Here is a 23,123-nt window from a genome sequence, read left to right on the forward strand (position 1 = left end):
CACTCGGCCGCTTCAGCGCCCGCGCGGGCGCGGAGATAACAAGAACTACGCCGCTTCGACGAAGCGATGCCGCTCGTACAGGAATTCGAGCACGCGCTGCCGGCACTTGAGGTAACCGGGGTTGGTTGCGAGCTCGAGCCGCTTGCGCGGACGCGCCAGCGGCACTTCCAGCACTTCGCCGATCCGCGCGCTCGGCCCGTTGGTCATCATCACGATGCGGTCCGACAGCAGCACGGCCTCGTCGACGTCGTGGGTGATCATCAGGATGGTGTTGCCGAGCTTCTGATGCAGCGCCATCACCGAATCCTGCAGATGGGCGCGGGTCAGCGCGTCGAGCGCGCCAAAGGGCTCGTCGAGCAGCAGAACCTTCGGCTCCATCGCCAGCGCCCGCGCGATACCGACGCGCTGCTTCATGCCGCCGGAGATTTCCGACGGGCGCTTGTCCTTGGCATGGGCCATCTGCACGAGGTTGAGATTGTGCATCACCCAGGCATCGCGCTCGCTGCGGGTCTTGCTCGAAGCGAACACCTTGTCGACGCCGAGGCGGACGTTTTCATAGACGGTCAGCCAGGGCAGCAGGCTGTGGTTCTGGAACACCACTGCGCGATCCGGTCCCGGCGAATTGACTTCGCGGTTTTCCAGCAGCACGCAGCCATTGGTGCAGTCGGTAAGGCCGGCCACGATGTTGAGCAGCGTGGACTTGCCGCAACCGGAATGGCCGATGATCGAGACGTATTCGCCCTTGTCGATCGTCAGGTTGATTTCCTTCAGCACCTCGGTCGTGGCATTGCCGCGGGTGAAGGTCTTGTCGATGTGGTCGAGCTTCAGATAGGCCTGCATGATAAGTTCCCTTCAGCCTGCGGAGGTGCCGCGGGTCACGATCTTGCCCAGTCCTGCGATCAAGCGATCGAGCACGAAGCCGATGATGCCGACATAGAACAGCGCCAGGATGATTTCGCTGATGTGCGAGGAGTTCCAGGCGTCCCAGATGAAGAAGCCGATGCCGACGCCGCCGATCAGCATTTCAGCGGCGACGATCGCGAGCCAGGACAGACCGATGCCGATGCGCAGACCCGTGAAGATGTAGGGGGCGGCGGCCGGGATCATGATCTTGCCGAAGAACTCCAGCGGATTGAGCTGCACCACGGCGGCGACGTTGCGGTAGTCCTGCGGGATGTTGCGGATGCCGACCGCGGTGTTGATGATGATCGGCCACACCGAGGTGATGAAGATAACGAAGATCGCCGAGGGCTGGCCGTCGCGGAACGCAGCCAGCGACAGCGGCAGCCACGCCAGCGGCGGGATGGTGCGCAATACCTGGAACAAGGGATCGAGCCCGCGCATCGCCCAGACCGACTGGCCGACCAGCGTGCCAAGCGCGACGCCGACGATGGCGGCGATCGAATAGCCGAGCGCGACGCGCTGCAGACTGGCGGAAAGATGCCAGAACAGGCCCTTGTCGATACCGCCGCGATCGAAGAACGGATCGAAGATCAGTTCCTTGGTGTCCTTGAACACGCGCGAGGGCGGCGGCAGGGTGGAGCCAGCGCGTTGGCAGACCAGCTCCCAGAACAGCATCAGGAGCGCGATCACGATCAGCGGCGGCACGACGCGCACCGCGGTGTCCTTGGCCATCTTGCTGTATTTTTCGGAACGCGGCGGACGCTTCGGCGTCATCGTCACGACCGGGGTGGCAGCCGGAGCCGAAGCTCCAGGTGTCTTGGGCGCAACAATCGCGGTGGCGGGCTCGGTCTTGATCGCAGGCATGTTCATAGGAAATGCGTCTCCGTTTCAAATGGCAGGCCGCACGCCGAGGCGTGCGGCCGCCCTGGATCAGACATCTGCACGCTTGATGGACAGCGACTTCAGGTACGCGGCCGGATCTTCCGGATCGAACACCTTGCCGTCGAAGAAGGTCTCCTTGCCGCGTGACTTCGAGGCCGGAATATCCGCAGCCGCGACGCCGAGCGCCTTGGCGGCATCGCGCCAGATGTCTTCGCGGTTGACCTTGGCGATCAGTGCCTTGGAGTCGAAGCCGGGCTCGAACTTGCCCCAGCGAATGTCCTCGGTCATGAACCACAGATCGTGGCTCTGGAACGGATAGGAGGCGTGGTCGCGCCAGTACTTCATGATGTGCGGTGAGTTCTCGACCACCTTGCCGGTGCCGTAGTCGAACTTGCCCCTGGCGCGATCGAGGATGTCCTCAACCGGGCAGTTGATCCACTGCCGCTTGCCCATGATGGTGGCGAGCTCTTCCTTGTTCTCCATCTTGTCGCACCATTGCTGCGCCTCCTGGATCGCCATGGTGATGGCCTGCGCAGCCTTCGGATTCTTGTCGACCCAGGCCGAGCGCATCGCGAAGGATTTCTCGGGATGCTTGTTCCAGAGCTCGCCGGTGTTGAGTGCGGTGTAGCCGATCTTCTGATGCACGAGCTGGCCGGGCCAGGGCTCGCCGACACAGAAGCAGTCCATGGTGCCGACCTTCATGTTGGCGACCATCTGCGGCGGCGGCACCGTAATGGTTTCGATGTCCTTGTCGGGATCGATGCCGCCGGCGGCGAGCCAGTAACGAATCCACAAATCGTGCGTGCCACCCGGGAACGTCATCGCCGCCTTGATTGGCTTGCCGGCAGCCTTCTTCTTTTCCAGCGCCTCCTTGAACGGTTTGGCGTCCAGGCCGACCTTGAGATCGGCGTATTCGTTCGAGACCGAGATGCACTGTGCGTCGAGATTGAGCCGCGCCAGGATGTACATCGGTGTCGGCTGGTTGTTCTGCGTCACCTTGCCGGCCGAGATCAGATACGGCATCGGGGTGAGGATGTGCGCGCCGTCGATGCCGTTGCCTTCCGATCCCAGCACGAGGTTGTCGCGCGTGGTGCCCCAGGAGGCCTGCTTCTGCACGTCGACATCGGGCACGCCGTGTTTGGCGAACAGGCCCTTGTCCTTGGCCACGAACAGCGCGCCGGCATCGCTGAGCGCGATAAAGCCGAGCTTGGCCCCCTTCACTTCCGGACCCGCCCCTTGCGCGAAGGCGCCGGCCGGGAAATTCAGCTTGGCCGCGGCGAGCAACGCCGCCGTACCACCGGTCGCCTTCAGAAGCTGGCGGCGGCTGAAACCGTTTGAGGTCGGAATGGTGGGCTTCGTCATGGGTCTCTCTATCCTTCGTTGGAAATGGGGCCGTCCGAATGGGTCACCGCGCGAGGTCGCACGAGGGCGCGTTCCAGGGATGCCCCCGGAGTGCGGCGTCTCAATTCGGATGAGTGGTCTCAAGGGACGGCATCAATGGCGTCAGCACTAGCTATTCAAGCTTCGTGCCAAGCCTTCTTCGATACAAAAAACTTATAAATATCAGCGCGATGCAGATTCGATGCCGCAAAAATCGGCAGTGGTCAGGAACCAGTCATCGCTTTTCAAATTTGCGATTCGCCCAATCATTGTGCGCCGCACAAGGATTGGGCAGGCTTCGCACCAGCGTGCCTCAAGCGTCTTCCTTGGCGTTGTCAGTGGCCTTGTCAGCGGTCTTGGCCATCATCGGTTTTGGGGCGGCGCCATCGCCCGGTTTCATCCTGAATTCGTAAGTCATCAGGTGCCACGGCGCGGCCGCGGGCTTGCCGTCCGGCATCGTTGCGTCAGTGCGTTTTTCGATCTTCGCGACCAGCTCGTCCTTGACGCCGAACACCACGTCGGAATCCAGGTACTTGTCACCCTCCATGAACACATGCGTGATCAGCGGCTGATAGCCCGGTGCCGCGACCAGGAAATGTACATGCGCCGGCCGCATCGCGTGACGGCGCACCCCAATGATCATCTCGCCGACCGGACCATCGGTCGGGATCGGATAGCTGCACGGCAAAATGGTGCGGAAGAAGAACCGGCCGTCGGCATCGGTGACGAAGCGCGCCCGCGACGAGGGTCCGTCAGCGGCATAAGACGCCTTCTGTGAATCGTAATAGCCCTCGTCGTCAGCGTGCCAGATATCGACGGGAACATTCGCCAACGGCTTGCCGGCGAGGTCGGTGACACGGCTCTGCACGAACATCCGCTCGCCCGGCAAATTGGCCGAAACGTCGGTGCCGTGCGGCATCACCTTGTGTTCGCCGACATAGAACGGCCCGAGCACGGTGGTCTCGGTGGCGCCTTCGCGTTCGCGATGATTGACGGCGTCGACCAGCATCGAGACCCCGAGCACGTCGGAGAGCAGGATGAATTCCTGGCGGATCGGCGTGCACTTCTGGCCGGTCCGGGTCAGGAAATCGATCGCATATTCCCATTCCTCGAAGGTGAGATCGGTCCGGCTGACATAATCGTGCAACGATTTCACCAGCTCCTGCAGCAGGAATTTCGCCCGCGGATCCGGCGTGTCTTCGAAGCTGCGGATCACGGCGGCGGTCAGTTCGGTCTCGTTGAATTGGGGCATTTTGGCTGTCCTGCGGGGTGCATGGTGGCTCGATCAAGCCTACACCACCATACCGCACGGGGTAAGCGCAGGCGGTTGGAACGGGGCACACTTTTCGGCTATCAAGGCTCCCTCGCCAGCCGGAGATCAGCCCTGATGCTAGCCCCTACCCCCGCCTCGCCCGAGTCTGCCGGAATGTCGAAGCCGGCGCTCGACCGTCTCGAGAACCATCTCAAGCGGCGCTACATCGACGCCGGCCGCTTCCCGGGAACACAGGTCCTGATCTACCGCCGCGGCAAGGTCGTGCACTCGACCGTGCAGGGCTTTGCCGACATCGAGCGCAAGGTCCCGGTCAAGGACGACACCATCTTCCGCATCTATTCGATGACCAAGCCGATCACGAGCGTGGCCTTCATGATGCTGCTCGAGGAGGGCCGCGTCGCGCTCGACGAGCCCGTCCATAAATACATTCCGGAATGGAAGAACCTCGGCGTGTTCCAGGCCGGCATCTTCCCGGCATTCCTGACCCGGCCGCCAACGAGGTCGATGCTGATCGTGGACCTGTTGCGGCACACCTCGGGTCTTACTTATGGCTTCCAGCAGCGCTCCAATGTCGACGCCGCCTATCGCGAGAACAAGATCGGCGAGGTTATCAAGTCCGGCACGCTACAAAGCATGATCGAGGACCTCGCCAAAATCCCGCTGGAATTTTCGCCGGGCGAAGGCTGGAACTATTCGGTCTCCACCGACGTCGTCGGCTATCTGATCGGCAAGATCAGCGGCATGCCGTTCGAGCAATTTCTGAAGGAACGCATCTTCAATCCGCTCGGCATGAACGACACCGACTTCTTCGTGCCGGCAGACAAGGCGCATCGGTTCGCGGCGTGCTATTCGGCCGGCGTACAGATCGGCATGACGGCCGGCGAGGCCACATTGAAGCTGCAGGATGACCCGGCTACGAGTTCGTTCCTTACCCCGCCCTCGCTCGTCTCCGGCGGCGGCGGCCTGTGCTCGACCGCTGCCGACTATCTCACCTTCTGCCGGGCGCTCCTCAATGGCGGCGAGCTTGGCGGCGTCAGGCTGCTCGGTCCGAAGACGCTGAAGCTGATGACGTCGAACCATCTGCCTGGCGGAGCGGACCTGCCGGCGATGTCGCGTTCGCTGTTCAGCGAAGCCGCCTATAACGGAATCGGGTTCGGTCTCGGCTTTGCCGTCACCATGCATCCGGAGCAAACGCTTATTCCCGGCAGCCCCGGCGAATACAACTGGGGCGGTGCGGCGACGACGTCGTTCTTCATCGATCCCGCGGAAGAACTGATCACGATCTTCATGACGCAGGTGCTGCCGTCGAGCGCTTATCCGCTGCGACGCGAACTGCGCACCCTCGTGTACTCGGCGATCACCGACAGCAATCTCTGAAACCGGAACCCCATCCCGCGGCATAATTGCCGCGGGACGGGTAGCCCGGCTATTTCAGCATCTGCGGCACGATCAGGCGCGGCAGAAACAGCGACACGCTGGGCCAGATGATCAGCGCCGCCAGCACCAGCAGCATCGGTATCAGCATGATCACGGTGTCCTTGAGCGCATAGCGCAGCCGCACCCCCGCGATCGAGCACGCGATCATCAGACATAGCCCATAAGGCGGCGTCACCAGCCCGAACGCCAACGAGACAATCGAGATGATCGCAAACTGCACCGGGTGCAGATCGACCGACCGCGCCAGCGGCTCCAGCACGGTGCCGACGATCACGATCGCCGGGATGGCGTCGAGGAAACAGCCGACCACCAGGAAGCAGAAGGCGATGAAGAAGCCTGCCGCGATCGGTCCCATGCCCCAGGTCGAGACGTTGGCGAGCAGCCCCTCCGGGATCTTGTAATAGGCGAGCAGCCAGCCGAATGCGCTCGCCGTGCCGATGCAGAACAGCGCGACCCCGGCCAGCCGCCCGGTGTCGAGCAGAGCCTTGTACAGCTCCTTCGCGCCGGTCTCCCTGTAAAAGAAGGTCGACAGCGCCACCGAATACAGCACCGCGACACAAGCGGACTCGGTCGCGGTGAACCAGCCGAGCAGAATGCCGCCAACGATGATGAACGGCGTTATCAGCGCTGGAATCGAGCGCCAGAGCGAGCAACGCATCTCCACCCAGCTCGATTTCGGATAGGTCGGATAACCGCGGCGTACCGCATAGACGTGCACCGTGACCATCTGCGCGCCGGCAATCAGCAGTCCCGGAACGATGCCGGCGAGATACATCGCCGCGATCGATGTCGAGATCAGCCCACCCCACACGATCATCAGGATCGACGGCGGGATGATGACCGCGAGCACCGCCGACACCGCGGTAATGGCGATGGAGAACGAGAGGTCGTAGCCCTCCTTGGTCTGGGCGTCGATGAAGATCTTGGACTGGCTCGCCGCATCCGCGGTCGAGGAGCCGGAGATTCCGGCAAAGAACACCGACAGCACGACGTTGATCTGCGCCAACGACCCCGGCCAGTGCCCGACCATCGAACGCGACAGCGCCACCAGGCGGTCGGTAATGCCGCCAATGCTCATCAGGTTCGCGGTCAGCAGGAAGAATGGCACCGCCAGCAAGATGAACGAGTTGTAGGCGTTGAAGGTTTCCTGCGCGAGCATCATCGCGGACAGCCGCGGCTCGATCAGCAGGATCGGCAGGCAGGCAAGCCCGAGCGCAAAGGCGACCGGCACGCGGATGATCAATAGCCCGATAAAGGTGCCAAACAAGACCAGCGCGGCCTCGCCGGAGGAGAGAACGCTGCCACTCATCGCTCAGTCCCCATCAGGATCCGCGTTTCGTCGACGATCTGCTCGCCCGCGAACGCGATCCAGGTGAAGCCTGCCACCGGCCATGCGACGTGAATCAGCCAGAGCGGAAGATCTGCGAGCTCCGACGTCCTGTTCCAGGCAAAGCGCGTGAACTCGATACCCGCCCACACGAACACCAGCGCCAGCGCCAGGATGCCGAGGCGTGCCAGGATCCGTACCAAAGCCTCGGAGCGCCGCGACAAATCCGGCCACACATCGACCTCGAAATGCTGCGCCTCCCTGACGCCGACCATGGCCCCGATCATGATCGTCCATATGAACAGGAACCGCGCCATCTCCTCGGTCCAGATGTAGGACGGGATGAACGGCGTATAGCGCGAGATGATCTGCAGCGTGACCGGAATGACCAGGATACCGACACAGGCCGCCAGCAGGATTTCCAGCAATTTGCCATAGGCGCGCGTCAGTCGCCGCCACAGTGACGGATTGAAATCGATCGGCAGTTCGGTCATTGGCGCCCCCGCGCGGTAATACTCATCAAACGGGGCAAGCGGTGAAGCTTGCCCCGAAACTCCGGTCTGCGACGCGCAGCCCTAGGCCATGTTGATTTTTTCGAAGATGCCCTCGGCGCCGATTTCCTTGGCGTAGGTAGCCATCACGGGATCGGCGAGCTTCTTCATGGCGTCGCGCTCCTGGAACGGCACGCGCTTGAGCTTGCCCGCCTTCTCCAGCGCGTCGAGCTTGATGACTTCCTCACTCGACTCGAGCTTGCGGCCGAAATCACCGGCCTCCTTGCCCGCTTTCATGATGGCGTCCTGCAGATCCTTGGGCAGGGTCTTGAGCGTCTTCACCGAGAAGCAGATCGGCCGGATCGAGACCGCGTGCTCGGTCAGATTGAGGTGCGGCGCCACTTCGTAGAACTTCATCGCCTCGACGCCGGCGGCTTCGTTCTCGCCCGCGGCGATCACGCCATTCTGGATGGCGTTGTAGACTTCGTTATAGGCGATGACAGTCGGACTCATGCCGACGGCTGCGAACGTCTTCGACCAGATCGGCGCACCCTGCACGCGCACCTTGAGGCCCTTGAGGTCAGCCAGATTCTTGCACGGCTTGTTGGCGAAGATGTTGCGGATGCCGCCGCCGGAATAGCCGACCAGCACCACCTCGGCCTTCGCGGCGACTTCGTCGGCGATCGGCGCCAGGATATTCGCTTCAACGACCTTGTTCATGTGATCGATGCCCTTGAACACAAAGGGTGCATCGATGAACGGCGCCGCCTTGGCGAAGGTCGACATGTGAGCCGGCGAGACGATGCCGTAATCGACCGCTTTGCCCTGCGACATGTACTCGAAATACTGCTTCTCGAGACCGAGCGACGAGTTCTTGTGCAGCGTGAAATTGACGGGCTTGCCGTAATACTTCTTCACCAGCTCCTCGAACCGAACCAGCGCCTTGGTAAATGCGTGGTCGTCGTTGAACTGCACGGCGCCGTTCAGCGTGACAGGCGCCTGCGCCTTCAAAATGGACGGCATTCCAAGAACGCCCGCGGCCGCTGTCGCACCGAGTCCAGCCAATACTGTTCTGCGCTTCATGTTGTCCCCTCCCTGTGCCCCGCCCTTGTACCGGGTCGTGGGCTTGCCGACGTTGCGGCATGCAATTTTCCGAGCGTATTCAAAAGAGCGCTGCGATGGAAGCTAATTCCAATGCGCGGATCGAACAGCACAGTGCTGCAGCATACGCAATGATGCGGCGCACCACGCAAGCCGCCGCTCCGCCGGTCACGAACGCTAAATCGGACTAAAATCCTTGGCGGATGCCGGCTGCTTCTCCTATGCTCGCGGCGGTTGGGGGCCGATCCGGGACGAGCATTGCCAAAGCTTTCACTGCCAATGCGTCTCGTCCTTCTGGTGGCGGGAACCACGCTGCCGCTGATCATTTTCGCGGCCGGCATCGTTTTCAATAATTACGTCCAGGACCGCAAGGACGCCACGCAGCGCGTGCTCGAGACCGTACGCGGCATCCGCCTCGTGCTCGATGCCGAAATGCAGCGCATGACCGGCGGGCTTCAGGTGCTGTCTCTGACCAACGCGCTGCGGGACCGCGACTTCGACGGTTTCCGTCGCATCGCGACCGGTTTCCTCGAACAATACGGCAGGGACGGCGTGGTGCTGGTGGCGGACCGCGAAGGTCGTCAGTTGTTCTCCTCGGTCACGACTGACACCGCCACCCTTCCGCTGCGCAACAACCTTGACCTTGTCGAGAAGGTCTTCGCGACCAAGCGTCCATACTACTCGAACCTGTTCACCGGCGTGGTCAAGAAGGGGCTGATCGTGACGGTCGAAGTGCCGGTCATTCGCGACGGCGAGGTGAGCTACGACATCTCGTTCAGCCCGCCGATCGAGATTTTCCAGGACATGATCGAAAAGCAGCTTCCGGGCAAGGACTGGACGATTTCGATCTTCGACGGCGAAGGCGTCAATTTCGCGCGCGTGCCGAACCCGCAAAACACGATCGGCCAGCGTGCGTCGCCGTCGCTCTATGCCGAGCTGTTCCGCAAACCCGAGGGGACCTTTGCGACCGTGTCGCTCGAAGGCGTGCCGCTGATCACCGGCGTTGCGCGCTCCTCGCTCACCGGCTGGACCGTCGCCGGTGGGATCGCGGAAAGCTCGCTGGTCGCCCCTTTATGGCGCAATCTGGCGATCACCAGCGTGATCGGAGGCGTGCTGTTGCTGGTCGGCCTTGCCTTTGCGGTGCGGATGGCGACGGCGATTGCCCGCGGCGAGATGCTGCACGATCTGCTGATCGACGAGCTCAACCACCGCGTCAAGAATACGCTCGCGATCCTGCAGTCGATCACCACCCAGACCTTCCGCAGCGCCAGTCGGGCCGAGCGCGAGAAATTCGAGGGCCGGCTGGGTGCGCTCGCCGAAGCGCACAACCTGTTGAGCCAGGAGAAATGGCAGGGCTCCGAGTTGCAGGACGTCATCGCACGGGTTCTCAAACCCTATCTGCTGAGCAATCCGGATCGGGTGCGGATGTTCGGACCGATGGTGCCGCTATCGCCGCGGCTCGCCGTGGTGCTGTCGATGATCGTGCACGAGATAGCGACCAATGCCGCAAAATACGGTGCGCTGTCGAACGACAGTGGAACCGTTGCGCTGGATTGGGAGATCATCGCGCAAAGCGATGGCCGCAAACTTCGGATGATCTGGACCGAATCCGGCGGGCCGCACGTTTCTGCGCCGGTGCAGCGCGGTTTCGGCTCGCGCCTGATCGAGCGCAGCGCGCGAGACCAACTCGGCGGCGAAGCCACCGTCGACTTTCTGCCGCGCGGCGTCGTCTGCACGGTGACCGCAGCGCTCGAGCAGGACACTTGAGCGCACGGCGATTTCGACCGCGACAAGCCGCCGCGCGTGTTCGAAGGCCTAACCGGTAGATGTCACCGCAGGTGGAGCCGGGATGGGGTTGCCCGCAACCAAAGAGCGACAACGAGTCGCACCGACAAAGGCGCAGTGCAACTCGGCCGGTTGGGGAGTTTTTGCGCCAGGCCTATCGGGCCGAAGGCAGTGCTTACTTGATGAGCTTCAGATAAGGCGGCAACCGCGGGCCCGGTGCGGCCTTGGTGGTTTGCGCAGCCTGAGCATCCGTCATCCGGTCGCACAACGCCTTGAGTTCGGAATCGGTCACCCGATGCAGTTCCATCCGAAGCTCGAGAATGGCCAGCGACAGCAATCTCGCGGCCTCGGGGCTGGCCTTATCCATCAGAAACGCCCGGCATTCCTCCAACGTTGCGAGGAGCGACAGCAATCGTTCTTCTGAATGGGCCGCCGGCATTTTATCAGTTCCCGAGCTTGCAAGGTAAATTGGAGGCGGTCCGGATCGTCGCTTCATGAGCCTCTCCACGAAAAGGCACCAAAATAATTCGGCCGCTGTCACGCAATGGATCGTGTGAGAGCCTGACCTGATGATCCCGAAGTTTTACTCAATTGTCCAGCGCGCTATCGATTTGAAAATCGTATCGACCGTGCTGTATTTTTCTAAATATCACGGTTGAGGCATGCGCGCGATACAAGCCACGGGAAGTCCTCGCGTACACCTAAAGCGGTATTTCATCGGCCCACAACCCGCCACAAATATCCGTAAAAGTACCGGGTACACAGGCGCTTCACGGTAAGTATGCTCCCAAAATCTGTGGCAAGTGAACTCGCGGTGGTTGTAGTTTGTCGAATAGTTTGCCAAATGTAGGAGTGCGGGGTTTTGCTAAATCATGCCCCGGGCGCCAATGGCTGAAGGCAGCCGACGGCGCCGGTATCAGGGTGTTTCCAATGCGCAAATGCGTTTGGCTACCATCCCGCAATCACTCGATATCCCGTGGTTCTAACGACGAACTCACGACCCTGACGAACTTAACGCGGTAAATGCGGATGAACCCCTGGCCTAATCGCGCAGGGTTTCCCGATCGAAGGACGGTAAAACCAGAATGAAAACATCAGCAGCAAAGAAGATGAAGCAGCGCAGTGCCGGCAAACCCGACATCGAATTGGGCAAGCGGATTCGCCTGCGGCGTGTTGAGCAGAAGATCTCGCAAGCAGAGCTTGGCGACAAGCTCGGCGTCAGCTTCCAGCAGGTCCAGAAGTACGAGAAGGGCGTCAACCGTGTCGGCGCAGCTCGTCTTCAGCAGATCGCTACCGCGCTCGATGTGCCCGTCACCTTCTTCTACGACGGCGACGGCAAGGCGCGTGAGGTCGAGAGCCTGCTGTTCCTCGACAGCGCTTTCAGCCTGCGGTTGTTGCGAGCCTACAGCAAGATCAAGGACCAGACCGTGCAACGTCAGCTGGTGTCCTTGATGGAATCGATCGCAGCGAACGAAGACTAATCGGTTGCCTGGTGCTTTCGCGCGGACCGGGGCCGGTTCGCGCGAAGAACACGCGTGAAAAAGTATGTGTCAAAAAAAGTACGCGTCAAAAAGTACGCCGTGAACAACCACGCCGATAATCCACGCCTTCGACAAATCCACGCCTTCAACAAATCGAGCCCGGTTGTGACTCCGTCAGAACCGAAACGGCTCTAGCCTCCGGCGCCGCGCACACGATCGATCAGCCCCAGCGGATCGTCCGGCACCCGAACGCCCCGCCAGGCCACATGCTGGTCCGGCCGCGACAACACCAGACCCGGCAACACCAGACCGTTGCCAGCATCGGTGGCAATGTCCGCTCCCTCGACATCGAGCACCGCAAGCGGCACACCCCTCACGCGAGCCGCCGCCTCGAGCGCCGCGACGTCTGCGGCTGAATCGAACCTCAACAGCGTAAACCCCTCGCCCATGGCGTCGTAAATCGAACTGCCATCGGCGCGCCGGAAATGCGGCGTCCGGCAGCCCGGGACCGTCGAGGGCGTATAGAGGCTCATCGTGTAGGCCGGAGCCTCAGTGCCGTCATAGGCGATGATCGGCGAGCGATCGTAATAGGTGCCGAAGTTGAGGCCGGCGCAGGCATATTGCTGGACGTTGATCTCATAGGTGAGCCGGCCGATTTCTTCGCGCACGCGCTCGCCTTCCGGACCCGCCGCCTCGATGTCTGCCGGCACCGACCCTCGGCGGCGAATTTCGGCTTCCGCATGCGACATCGCAAACCGCGACACCTGGCTGGTGATCGGCCAGCGCTCCGCCTCATAGGCGTCGAGGATGGAGGGTGGCGCCCAGCCGCCCAGATGGGCCGCCAGCAGCCACGACAGATTCATGGCGTCCGCAATCCCCGCGTTCATGCCGTAGCCGGCGTAGGGCACCCAGATATGCGCGGCATCGCCGGCGATGAAGGCGCAGCGATCACGAAACTTGCTGGCGATTAGCCGGCGGCCGTACCAGTCTTCCTTCGAGAGGATGTCGTAGTTGAAATCATCTTCCACACCGAGGATGGTGCGCAGACAGGCATCGCGGTCGATCTCGTCGAAACCGCCCTCGCCCGGCTTCATGTAATTATGCACCAGCCAGCGCTCGCGGCCGTCGATCGCATACACCATGCCCGAGCGGCGCGGGTTGATGGCACCGGTGCCCCACGCCCGCTCGCATCGCTGACGATCGATCAGCCCGGGTGCGCGAATGTAGGTCGACTGCACGCGCTGGATCACGGCATCGCCGGACAACTCGGCGCCGATCGCCTTGCGAACGATCGAGCGCGCGCCGTCGCAACCGATCAGGTAACGGCAATTCACGGTCCTCACGGCGCCGGTGTCGAGATCGCGCAAGCCCATGCGCGCGCCGGTACTTTTTTACCACGACATCCTCGACCGAGGTCCGGTTGATGATCTGGATGCGCGATTGCCCCGCCGCATGCGCAAACAGGATCGGCTCAAGGAATATCTGGTTGATGCGGTGTGGTGGCTCCGGCGTCGGCCAGTTGCAGTCGGGGCCATCGGTTGCCGTGAAGCGATCGCGGCGGCAGGGAATGTGAATCCGCGTCAACTCCTGCCCGGTGAACGAGGTGCGGTAGCTGATGTCGTGCGGATAATCTGCGGGCAATCCGGCATTGCGGATCGTTTCGGCGAGGCCCAGCCGCCGGAAGATCTCCATGGTGCGGGCGGCGACGTGGTTGCATTTCGGCTCCGGCGGAGCCGCGGGCGCCCGCGTTTCCACCAACGTCACGTCGATGCCTCGCCACGCCAGATCGATCGCAAGCGTGAGCCCGACCGGTCCGGCGCCGACGATCAGCACATTGGTGTCATTCATGTCGGACGCTGACCGTACGCTTGGGAGCCATTGTAGTGGATTTCTTGGCAGTGGACTTCTCGGCAGTGGACTTCTTGTTATTCGAGTTCGGCGCCGGAGTTCTTGACGATCACGGCCCAGCGCTCGACTTCGGCCTTGATGTAAGCTGCAAAACTGTCCGGTGTCGATGGCGGCAGCGGCTCCAGCGAAAGCTTCACCAGCCTCTCCCGCGTCGGCGGGTCAGCCATCAGCTTCGCCAGTTGCGCCGCCAATGCATCGACGATCGGCCGCGGCGTGCCCGCCGGCGCGACCACGCCCTGCCAGGCCACCAGTTCAAAGCCGGCAAGGCCTGCCTCGGCAAGGGTGGGAATATCAGGCGCAATCGAAACGCGCCTGGGCGTGGTCACACCGAGCACCCTGACCTTGCCTTCGCGGATCTGTTGCAGCGCCGGCTGCAGATCCACCACCATGAAGGGGATGTGCCCCGCGATCACATCGAGCATCGCCGGCACGCTGCCGCGATACGGCACGTGGCGGACATCGATTCCGGCTGATGACTTCAGCATTTCCGCGCCGAGATGTTGCGGACTTCCATTGCCGGCAGAGCCGTAGCTGAGGCCCGGTTTTGATTTGGCGTAGGCGATGAACTCCGGCAGCGTCTTGGCCGGTATCGCCGGATTGATGATCAGCGCAAAGGGCACGCCGGCCACAAGGCCGATCGGCGCAAAGTCCTTTGTGGGGTCGTAGGGTAATTTCCTGTACAGCGTCTTGTTGATGGCGAGCGTGGTCGAGGTCGCCATCAGCAGCGTGTAGCCGTCGGGCTCGGACTTTGCGACCAGGTCCGCGCCCAGTGTCGTACCGGCTCCCGGCTTGTTCTCGACAATGACGGTCGCATCCAGGCCGCTCCTGAACTGGTCGGTGACAAGCCGGCCAAGCAGGTCGGTTGTTCCGCCCGGCGGATACGGCACGATCATCCTGATCGTCCGGTTGGGATAGGCCGCCTGGGCCTGCGCCGGCGAAACGGCCAGCCAGGCCAGCCCGCCGCCGCATCCCGCAATCGCTTCCCGGCGCGTCAGCGGCATGCATTCCTCCCGAGAGAATGACGCTTCTTGCTTCTTGTCTGTTGCGAACCACCATACCACGCCACAGCGAAAACGCATGGCAGGATTGGGCGTGCTTCCAGACCTTGCCCGGGATCGCCGAACCGTGGCACGACAGCCGAAAACAAGATCGGGTTTTCGGGAGGCGACCATGATGATCCTTCACCACGGCTCGCGCTCGAGCGCATCACGCCGGGTGCGGCTGTGCCTCGAGGAGAAGGGCATCGCATATGAAGGCCACGTCGTCGATATGGCCGCCATGGAACATCATTCGCCGGAGTATCTGAAGATCAACCCGCTCGGCGTGATCCCGACCCTGATCCATGAAGGGCAGCCGCTGCATGAGAGCGGAACCATCTGCGAATATCTCGACGAGACCTTTCCCGATCCGCCGCTGCGGCCGGACACCCCCCATCAGCGTGCCGAGATGCGGAACTGGATCCGGCATATCGACGGACTGATCGGCAATCTCATCATCTTCAACTGGCGACACCATCTGCAGAAGACAGCATCGCAATGGACCGATGCTGAACTGGCGGAAAAGCTGAAGAACATCCCGAGCAAGGAGCGGCAGGAAGCCTGGCTGCGGGTGGCGAGAAAGCCTTATACCGAGGAAGAGCGCGACGCCGCGCGGGCCAAGCTGGTGGCACTCCTCGACAAGATGGAAGAGGCGCTGAAGCCTTTCGGCTGGCTCGCCGGCAAGTCTTACTCGATCGCGGACATCGCGGCGGCGCCCTTCGTCAAACGCATCGACGAGGAGATTGCGCCAGATGAAATGACCCCGAAGAAACATCCCCGCGTCGCGGACTGGTGGACTAAACTGCAGGCGCGACCGGCCTATGCGCGCGCCGATTTCGGCCCCTTCGTTACCTCCTGAACCGGACTGGAACCCGACCGATGCTAGACGTTCCCAAGAACACTGAAAAATCCACCGAAAAATCCACCGAAAAATCCTTGGCCGACGGCAAGATCCTGCAGAGCGTCCGCGACGGCGTCGGGGTCATCACCTTCAACAATCCCGAGAAGCGCAACGCGATGTCGCTCGAGATGTGGGAAGGGCTCGGCAGCGCGCTGATCGAATTGCGCGACAATCCCGAAGTCCGCGTCGTGATCATGGCCGGCGCCGGGGACAAGGCGTTCGTCTCGGGCGCCGACATCAGCCAGTTCGAAAAGACGCGCCACAACGCCGAGGCCTCCGAAGAGTACTCAAAACGCAGCTCCGCACAGCGCGCGCTGCTGGCGGACTATCCGAAGCCGACGATCGCCTGCATTCGGGGCTTCTGTCTCGGCGGCGGCATGCAGGTCGCGATGCTGGCCGACATCCGGCTTGCGGCCGACAACAGCCAGTTCGGCATTCCCGCCGCCAAACTCGGCATCGCCTATGGCTATGACGGGCTCAAGCATCTGGTCTCGCTGGTCGGTCCGTCCTGGGCGCGGCTCATCATGTATACGGGCATGCGGATCGACTCCGCCGAAGCGCTGCGGATCGGCCTCGTCGACCGCGTCCTGCCCGGGCCTGATTTGTGGGACGCCACCATGGAGATCGCGCGCACGATTTCCGGCAACGCGCCGCTCGCGATCAAGGCCGCCAAGATCACCATCGCCGAGGTGCTGAAGGACGAAAGCAAGCGCGACATGAACGCGATCAAGGCGATCGGCACCGCCTGCATGGACTCTGAGGATTTTCGCGAAGGCCGCACAGCGTTCATGGAAAAGCGCAAGCCGCAGTTCAAGGGCAAGTAACGCACTCCACGTCGTCCCTGCGAACGCAGGGACCCATACGCCGCGGCCTCTCAGTTTCGCTCAGGCGACAGACAATTCGGCAAACGACTGGGGCTGGTGGTTATGGGTCCCGGCCTTCGCCGGGACGACGGTTGGGATTGATCCCTCGACCCAGCCTCACAACGCCGCCAGCACCGCCCTGGTGATGTCAGCGGTGCCGTTGCCGCCGCCGAACTCCATCGGCTTGATACCGTCCGCATAGGCCTTGTCGACCGCGCGCTCGATGCGCTCGCCGGCCTCGGCGGCGTTTTCGAGACCGTGCTTGTCGGCGAGCCAGTCCAGCATCATCGCGGCCGAAAGGATCATGGCCGTTGGATTGGCCTTGCCCTGCCCCATGATATCGGGCGCAGTGCCGTGGCAGGGCTGGAACACCGCATGGCGGTCGCCGATATCCGCCGATGGCGCCATGCCGAGGCCGCCGATCAGGCCGGCGGCGAGGTCGGAAAGAATATCGCCGAACATGTTCTCCGTCACCATGACGTCGAAATCCCAGGGACGCTTCACCATCATCAGCGAACAGGCATCGACATAGACCCGTTCGGCCCTGACATCAGGGTGGCGCCCCGCGGCCTCGTCGAACATCCCGCGGAAGAACGCGAACGCCCTGAACACATTTGCCTTGTCGACACAGGTCAGCCCGCCATTCGCCCGGCCGCGCGCCTTGCGGCGTTCGGCGAGGCGGAACGAAAACTCGAACAGCCGTTCCGAGGTCTTGCGGGTGATGACGAGCGTTTCGCGCGCTTCAGTGTCGGTCACGACGCCCTTGCCCATCGACGCGAACAGGCCTTCGGTGGACTCCCTGATCAGAACAAGATCGATGCCCTTCTGATCGGCGCCGACGATCGGGCTCGGCACGCCCGGAATCAGCCGCGCCGGGCGCACGCCGGCATAGAGGTCGAAATGCATGCGCAGTTCGATCTGCGGCGCGATCTCGGTGTTGTCGGGGTAGCGCACCGACGGCAGACCGCAGGCGCCGAGCAGGATAGCGTCGGCTTCCTCGCACAGCCGCACCGTGCTGTCCGGCATCGATTTTCCGGTCGCCAGATAATTGTTGGCGCCAGCCGGCGCGTCGGTGAAGCGAAATTTCAGATCCGTCGTCGCCTCGATCTTGCGTAAGACTTCAACGGCCGGGGCCATTACCTCAGGGCCGATGCCATCACCACCGAGTACAGCGATGTGGAGTGCGTTGTTGGCGGACATGGATTTCCTTCACGACGATGGATAGTGAGTTCGTCATGGCCGGGCTCGTCCCGGCCATCCACGTATTTCTTGGCATTTCAAGAAACAAGAAAGACGTGGATGCCCGGCACAAGGCCGGGCATGACGGGAGTCTTTTACGGCGTCAGCACCGCGCGCCCTACCAGCTTGCCCTTTTGCAAGTCAGTCAGTGCCTCGTTGGCCTTGGCGAGCGGCATTGTCGTTACCGGGATCGGCGCGATCTTCCTGGTGCGGACCAGATCGAGCAATTCCTGGGTTTCGCGCAGATTGCCGACATAGCTGCCCTGGATCGTGATCGCCTTGATCGGAATCAGCGGCAGCGCGAAGGTCGCCCCGCCGCCGAACAAGCCGACGATCACGAGCTTGCCGCCCTTGGTCAGGCAGTCGAATCCGAGCTGCGTGGTCTGGGCATTGCCGACGAGGTCGATCACCGCGCGGATCGGACCGCCGGCTTTTTTCTGCAGCTGCTCCAGCGCATCAGCAGCCTTGCCGTCAACGGTCGCAAGCGCGCCGGCCGCCTCGGCGGCTTCGCGTTTGCGCGCGTCGATATCGACCATGATCGCACCCTTGCCGCCCATCGCCTTCAGCAGCGACAGCGCCATCAGGCCGAGGCCGCCGGCGCCGAAGATCACGATCGGCGTATGCAGGACGTTCTCGACCTTTTTCAGCGCGCTGTAGGTGGTGACACCCGAGCACGCATAGGGCGCGGCGGTGACGGGATCGAGCCCGTTGAGATTCAGCAGATATTTCGGGTGCGGCACCGTCATGTGATCGGCATAGCCGCCGTCGCAATAGACGCCGAGCGAGTTCGGCTTGACGACGCACATGTTCTCGTCGCCGCCGACACAGGTCTCGCATTTGCCGCAGCCGAGCCAGGGATAGACCAGCGTGACGTCGCCGACCTTGAGGCCACCGGTCGCGGCCCTGGCGTCGGGACCGAAGGCCAGGATCTCGCCGACGGTCTCGTGGCCCATCGTGCGCGGCAGCGAGACGCCGCGATCTTTCAGCGACAGCGGCTTGCGCCCATGGCCGAGATCGTAGCCGCCTTCCCAGATGTGGAGATCGCTGTGGCAGACGCCGGCGGCCTTCACCTTGATCAGCACCTGCGAGCCCGAGGGCTCCGGCGTCGGATGATCGACCTCTTTCAGGGGGGCATTGAACTCGGCGACCTGGAAACTCTTCATCGTTTCTCTCCCGTCATTCTTGTTCTTGAGCAGGGCATTTTTCGAACGGACATTTTCTCGGGATGACATTGCCACGTCCATCCGGTCGAGACAAATAGATAGCGTTTTCATGCGAAGTGGATACCGGTTCGCATAAAGAAAACGCGTCAAACAAAAAGCTCTTCTCGATATTCAGATCAGCGGATGATGGCAAGCCACGAACTGCCCCGATGCCACGGCGCGCAGTTCCGGCACCTCGTCGCTGCATCGCTGATCCGCTCTGGGGCAGCGGGTCCGAAAACGGCAGCCGGACGGCGGCGAAATCGGCGATGGCGGCTCGCCGACCGGCACGGTTTCGGCAGGGCGGACGTCGGGATCGGGCACCGGGATCGCCTCGATCAACAGCGCGGTATAGGGGTGCGCCGGTTTTGCGAACAGTTGCTCGGACGGACCGACCTCGCACAACCGCCCGAGATACATCACCGCGACGCGGTCGCTAACCGCCTTCACGACTGCCAGATCATGCGCGATGAACAGCAGGGTCAGGCCATAGCGCGCCTTCATCTCCTCCAGCAGATTGAGGATCTGCGCCCGGATCGAAACGTCGAGCGCGGAGACCGGCTCGTCGCAGACGATGAATTCCGGATTGAGCACCAGCGCGCGCGCAATGCAGATGCGCTGGCATTGCCCGCCGGAGAATTCATGCGGCAGCCGTCCGACCACCAGCGCCGGATCAAGACCAACGGCGCTAAGCGCTTCGTCGACGAGTCGTTGGCGTTTGGCCGCATCCTTGACGCCCGAAATGATCAGCGGCTCGGCGATGATATCGCCGATCCGCCGGCGTGGGTTCAGCGATGCGATCGGGTCCTGGAAGATCAGCTGCACGCGCTGGCGCATCAGGCGCAGCGTGTCGCCCTGCATCGCCGTGAGATCCTGGCCGTCGAACAGCACGCGGCCCGATACCGGCCGGCGCAGCTGCAGCACCGCGCGGCCGAGCGTCGACTTGCCGCAACCGGATTCGCCGACCAGCCCGAGCGTTTCGCCGCGGGCGATCTGCAGGGAAACGCCGGATACCGCGTGCACGATCTTGTTGCCGACCGGATATTCGACGACGAGGTTATCGACGTCGAGCAGCGGGTCGCTCGAAACGGCGGGTGAGGCTTGCTGCATCATGCGCCGGCACCCGCGCTGATGCCGATCGGACGGAAGCAGGCAAATTGGTGGCCGGGCGAGTCCGCCTCCTCAAGACGCGGCTTCTCGACTTGGCATTGGGCCCACGCATAACGGCAGCGCGGCGCGAACGAACAGCCTTTCAGCGGCCGCGTCGGATCGGGCGGCCGGCCCGAGATCGCCGGCAGCGGCGTATGTGGCGCGGCGTCGATCTTGGGAAGCGCGGCCAGCAGCGCCTCGGTATAGGGCATCCGCATTTTCTTGAACAAGGCCGGCGTCGGCGCACGCTCCACCACGCGGCCGGCATACATGACCGCGACTTCGTCGGTGCGGCCGGCGACGACGCCGAGGTCATGGGTGATTATGATCATCGCCATATGCCGGCGGCGCTGCTCGCGCGCCAGCAAATCCAGGATCTGGGCCTGGATCGTGACATCGAGCGCGGTGGTCGGCTCGTCCGCGATCAGCAGCTTCGGCTCGCAGGACAGCGCGATCGCGATCGCCACCCGCTGCCGCATGCCGCCCGACAGCTGGTGCGGATACTGCATCAGCCGCTGCTCCGGCGCGGGAATGCCGACCGCGGCTAGCAGTTCGACGCTGCGTTTGGTCGCCGCCCGCATATCGAGCTCGAGGTGCTCCTGCAGCGTCTCGATCAACTGGGTGCCGATGGTCAGCACCGGATTGAGCGAGGTCATCGGGTCCTGGAACACCACCGCCAGCGACCGGCCGCGCAGCTTGCGCAGTCTCTCCGGTGAGAGCTGCAGCAGATCCTGCCCATCGAACATCACGCGGCCGGAGAGTTTTGCTTTTTTCGGCAGCAATTGCAGGATCGCGCGGGACAGCATGGTCTTGCCGCAACCGGACTCGCCGACTACGCCGAGCGTCCGACCGGCGCCCACGGTGAGGTCGACACGGTCCACCGCGCGCAGATTGCCGCGCGGCGTCGGCAAATCGACGATGACGTCCTCGACGGAAAGCAGCGTACCCTCTGTCACAGCGCGCCCTGACGGGGATCGGTGAGTGCTCGCAGCGTGTCGCCGACCAGGTTAAAGGACAATACGGTCAGGAACATCGCGATGGCCGGAATGAACGCCAGCCGCGGCGCCATCTCGAGGCTTTCGCGGCCCTCCCCGATCATGCTGCCCCAGCTCGATATCGGCGGCGGCACGCCGAGGCCCAGGAACGACAGTGAACCTTCAGCCACGATGGTGATGGCGACGGCGAGCAGGAAGAACGCAAACAACGGCAGCATCACGTTGGGCAGCAATTCGCGCAGCAGGATGCGCGTATGCGTCGCGCCAAGCGCCTGTGCCGCGATCACGAATTCGCGGCGCGCCAGTGTCAGCGTTGCCGCCCGCGCCACCCGCATGAAGGCGGGAACGCCGAGCAGGCCGAGAATAAAGGTCAAATGCAGGATCGACTGGCCGAGATAGGCGGTCACGGCCAGCGCCAGGATCAGCGGCGGAAACGCCAGCAGCACATCCATGCTGCCGACCACCACCGATTCGAACCGGCCGCGGAAATAGCCCGCCAGGATGCCGAGCGCGCCGCCGAAGGTGAGCCCGATGATCGGCGCAAACAGTCCCACAATCAGCGATATCCGCGCACCGTAGATCACGCGGGCGAGTTCGTCGCGGCCGAGGCCGTCGGTGCCAAGCCAGTGCTCCGCCGAGAATGGCGCGCGCTTTTCCAGCATGTCCATGTCGGTCGGACTCGGTAGCGGCAGCACGTCGGCGAAGATCGCTACCGTAAACACGAACATCATCCAGACGATCGCCATCCAGAACAGCGGTCCGAGCCGGCGGCCACGCCGCGCCGGGACTTCCGCAACTGACGCGTCGATGCCGAGTTCAAGCGTGGCCATGGCGGATCCTCGGATCGAGCATGGCGTAGAGCATATCGACGATGAAGTTGATCAGCACGAATCCGGCTCCGACCAGCAGCACTACGCCCTGCAGAATGATGAGGTCGCGCGTGGTAATGGCGCCGACCAGAAGCCGGCCAATTCCCGGCAGCGCAAAAACCGTCTCGACGATGACGGCGCCGCCGATCAATCGCCCGATATTGATTCCGGTGATCGTGACCAGCGTCAGCGACGAAGGCTTCAGCGCGTGCACGAACAGGATGCGCGATGCCTTCAGGCCCTTGGCCTTGGCCAGCGCGATATAATCTTCCTGCAGCGTCGCGATCATGTCGGAGCGAAGCACGCGCATGATGCCGGGCCATTCGGCGAGCGCCAGCGTCAACGCGGGCAGCACCATGAACCGCAGGTTTTTGGCCGGATCTTCGCCGAACGGCACGTAGCCCGTCGCCGGCAGCCAGCGCAACTCCACCGCAAACAGATAGATCAGCAGGATCGCCGACAGGAAAGTCGGCACCGACAGCATGCCGAAGGCGGTGCCGGTCATGAAGCGATCGAACGGACCGCCGCTGCGCGCCGCACAAATGATCGCCAGGGGAACGCCGATTGCGAGCGCGATGACCTGGGCCAGGACCATGAGTTCCAGCGAGATCGGAAGCCGCTCGGTAACCGCCTGCAATACGGTTTGTCCGGTGCGGAACGAGCGCCCGAAGTCGCCCTGCAGGACGTTGCCGAGCCAGCCGAAGTAACGAATGTAGATCGGCTGATCCAGTCCCATGTCGGCTCTTAGCGCCGCCACCTTTTCCGGCGTCGCCTGGTCGCCGAGGATGGTGTAGGCGAGATCGCCCGGCAGCAGCGACGCGATCAGAAATGTCAGCAGTGAAACCGCAATCAGCACCGGCACGAGATACAGGAGCCTTTGCGCGACGAAACCCAGCATGC

21 protein-coding genes and 1 pseudogene are annotated in these 23,123 nt (G+C 62.8%); 5 read left to right on the forward strand and 17 right to left on the reverse strand.

What is annotated here, in order from left to right:
- Positions 1 to 45 precede the first annotated feature (45 nt).
- The 4 genes from JQ641_RS09450 to JQ641_RS09465 form a co-directional block, all read right to left on the reverse strand.
- Entirely contained in the window at positions 46 to 840 is a 795-nt protein-coding gene (locus tag JQ641_RS09450) for an ABC transporter ATP-binding protein (protein ID WP_192734817.1), read from the reverse strand.
- A 12-nt stretch (positions 841 to 852) separates the two neighbouring features.
- Positions 853 to 1,773: a nitrate ABC transporter permease gene (gene ntrB / locus JQ641_RS09455; RefSeq protein ID WP_211995698.1), complete on the reverse strand. Its 921-nt coding sequence runs from the start codon at positions 1,771 to 1,773 to the stop codon at positions 853 to 855.
- 60 nt (positions 1,774 to 1,833) lie between these two features.
- Positions 1,834 to 3,147, reverse strand: a complete 1,314-nt coding sequence (locus tag JQ641_RS09460) for a CmpA/NrtA family ABC transporter substrate-binding protein (protein ID WP_211995699.1) — start codon at positions 3,145 to 3,147, stop codon at positions 1,834 to 1,836.
- 331 nt (positions 3,148 to 3,478) lie between these two features.
- Positions 3,479 to 4,417 carry a dioxygenase family protein gene (locus JQ641_RS09465; protein ID WP_211995700.1) on the reverse strand — a complete coding sequence of 313 codons (939 nt, stop codon included), beginning with the start codon at positions 4,415 to 4,417 and terminating at the stop codon, positions 3,479 to 3,481.
- A gap of 135 nt (positions 4,418 to 4,552) precedes the next feature.
- Here JQ641_RS09465 and JQ641_RS09470 point away from each other — a divergent pair, with 135 nt between their 5' ends.
- Entirely contained in the window at positions 4,553 to 5,815 is a 1,263-nt protein-coding gene (locus tag JQ641_RS09470) for a serine hydrolase domain-containing protein (RefSeq protein WP_211995701.1), read from the forward strand.
- A 49-nt stretch (positions 5,816 to 5,864) separates the two neighbouring features.
- Here the strand turns inward: JQ641_RS09470 and JQ641_RS09475 are convergent, their stop codons facing one another.
- The 3 genes from JQ641_RS09475 to JQ641_RS09485 all read right to left on the reverse strand — a co-directional run bounded on the left by JQ641_RS09475 (position 5,865) and on the right by JQ641_RS09485 (position 8,776).
- Positions 5,865 to 7,184, reverse strand: coding sequence for a TRAP transporter large permease (locus tag JQ641_RS09475; RefSeq protein WP_211995702.1), 1,320 nt, complete (start codon positions 7,182 to 7,184; stop codon positions 5,865 to 5,867).
- Complete coding sequence (locus JQ641_RS09480) at positions 7,181 to 7,696, reverse strand: TRAP transporter small permease (protein WP_211995703.1); 516 nt, start codon at positions 7,694 to 7,696, stop codon at positions 7,181 to 7,183. Before JQ641_RS09480 ends, JQ641_RS09475 begins: the two co-directional genes overlap by 4 nt.
- 81 nt (positions 7,697 to 7,777) lie before the next feature.
- Positions 7,778 to 8,776 carry a TRAP transporter substrate-binding protein gene (locus JQ641_RS09485; protein WP_211995704.1) on the reverse strand — a complete coding sequence of 333 codons (999 nt, stop codon included), beginning with the start codon at positions 8,774 to 8,776 and terminating at the stop codon, positions 7,778 to 7,780.
- 276 nt (positions 8,777 to 9,052) lie between these two features.
- Here JQ641_RS09485 and JQ641_RS09490 point away from each other — a divergent pair, with 276 nt between their 5' ends.
- Positions 9,053 to 10,561, forward strand: coding sequence for a sensor histidine kinase (locus JQ641_RS09490; protein ID WP_211995705.1), 1,509 nt, complete (start codon positions 9,053 to 9,055; stop codon positions 10,559 to 10,561).
- 193 nt (positions 10,562 to 10,754) lie between these two features.
- Here the strand turns inward: JQ641_RS09490 and JQ641_RS09495 are convergent, their stop codons facing one another.
- Positions 10,755 to 11,075 (reverse strand): hypothetical protein, encoded by a 321-nt coding sequence (locus JQ641_RS09495; protein WP_211995706.1) that lies wholly within the window; start codon positions 11,073 to 11,075, stop codon positions 10,755 to 10,757.
- Between the two features lie 589 nt (positions 11,076 to 11,664).
- Between JQ641_RS09495 and JQ641_RS09500 the strand changes: the two genes are divergently transcribed.
- Entirely contained in the window at positions 11,665 to 12,060 is a 396-nt protein-coding gene (locus JQ641_RS09500) for a helix-turn-helix domain-containing protein (RefSeq protein ID WP_192734827.1), read from the forward strand.
- 191 nt (positions 12,061 to 12,251) lie between these two features.
- Here JQ641_RS09500 and JQ641_RS09505 read toward each other — a convergent pair whose 3' ends face one another.
- From JQ641_RS09505 to JQ641_RS09510, 3 genes and pseudogenes are all read right to left on the reverse strand, one after another.
- Positions 12,252 to 13,433, reverse strand: coding sequence for an FAD-dependent monooxygenase (locus JQ641_RS09505; RefSeq protein ID WP_349628524.1), 1,182 nt, complete (start codon positions 13,431 to 13,433; stop codon positions 12,252 to 12,254).
- Positions 13,434 to 13,524: 91 nt separating this feature from the next.
- Positions 13,525 to 13,908: pseudogene (locus JQ641_RS38650) on the reverse strand (FAD-dependent oxidoreductase); the annotation flags it as partial.
- Positions 13,909 to 13,985: 77 nt separating this feature from the next.
- On the reverse strand, positions 13,986 to 14,969 hold the full coding sequence (locus tag JQ641_RS09510; RefSeq protein ID WP_211995707.1) for a Bug family tripartite tricarboxylate transporter substrate binding protein: 984 nt from the start codon (positions 14,967 to 14,969) through the stop codon (positions 13,986 to 13,988).
- A gap of 169 nt (positions 14,970 to 15,138) precedes the next feature.
- On the opposite strand from JQ641_RS09510, the gene JQ641_RS09515 reads away from it, so the two are divergent.
- Positions 15,139 to 15,864, forward strand: a complete 726-nt coding sequence (locus tag JQ641_RS09515; RefSeq protein WP_211995708.1) for a glutathione S-transferase family protein — start codon at positions 15,139 to 15,141, stop codon at positions 15,862 to 15,864.
- Positions 15,865 to 15,884: 20 nt separating this feature from the next.
- Positions 15,885 to 16,730, forward strand: a complete 846-nt coding sequence (locus JQ641_RS09520) for an enoyl-CoA hydratase (protein WP_211995709.1) — start codon at positions 15,885 to 15,887, stop codon at positions 16,728 to 16,730.
- Positions 16,731 to 16,886: 156 nt separating this feature from the next.
- Here the strand turns inward: JQ641_RS09520 and JQ641_RS09525 are convergent, their stop codons facing one another.
- The 6 genes from JQ641_RS09525 to JQ641_RS09550 all read right to left on the reverse strand — a co-directional run bounded on the left by JQ641_RS09525 (position 16,887) and on the right by JQ641_RS09550 (position 23,121).
- A complete protein-coding gene (locus JQ641_RS09525; RefSeq protein ID WP_211995710.1) occupies positions 16,887 to 17,969 on the reverse strand; it encodes an isocitrate/isopropylmalate dehydrogenase family protein in 1,083 nt (360 codons plus the stop codon).
- Positions 17,970 to 18,103: 134 nt separating this feature from the next.
- Entirely contained in the window at positions 18,104 to 19,171 is a 1,068-nt protein-coding gene (locus JQ641_RS09530; protein WP_211995711.1) for an alcohol dehydrogenase, read from the reverse strand.
- Positions 19,172 to 19,342: 171 nt separating this feature from the next.
- Positions 19,343 to 20,323 carry an ABC transporter ATP-binding protein gene (locus JQ641_RS09535; RefSeq protein WP_211995712.1) on the reverse strand — a complete coding sequence of 327 codons (981 nt, stop codon included), beginning with the start codon at positions 20,321 to 20,323 and terminating at the stop codon, positions 19,343 to 19,345.
- Positions 20,320 to 21,315, reverse strand: coding sequence for an ABC transporter ATP-binding protein (locus JQ641_RS09540; RefSeq protein ID WP_211995713.1), 996 nt, complete (start codon positions 21,313 to 21,315; stop codon positions 20,320 to 20,322). The genes JQ641_RS09535 and JQ641_RS09540 overlap by 4 nt, the downstream gene beginning before the upstream one ends.
- Entirely contained in the window at positions 21,312 to 22,184 is an 873-nt protein-coding gene (locus tag JQ641_RS09545; protein WP_192734835.1) for an ABC transporter permease, read from the reverse strand. Before JQ641_RS09545 ends, JQ641_RS09540 begins: the two co-directional genes overlap by 4 nt.
- Positions 22,171 to 23,121: an ABC transporter permease gene (locus tag JQ641_RS09550; protein WP_211995714.1), complete on the reverse strand. Its 951-nt coding sequence runs from the start codon at positions 23,119 to 23,121 to the stop codon at positions 22,171 to 22,173. The genes JQ641_RS09545 and JQ641_RS09550 overlap by 14 nt, the downstream gene beginning before the upstream one ends.
- Positions 23,122 to 23,123: the final 2 nt, after the last annotated feature.

Origin of the sequence: Bradyrhizobium sp. JYMT SZCCT0180, from assembly GCF_018130165.1 — a bacterium.
Classification (GTDB): Bacteria; Pseudomonadota; Alphaproteobacteria; order Rhizobiales; family Xanthobacteraceae; genus Bradyrhizobium.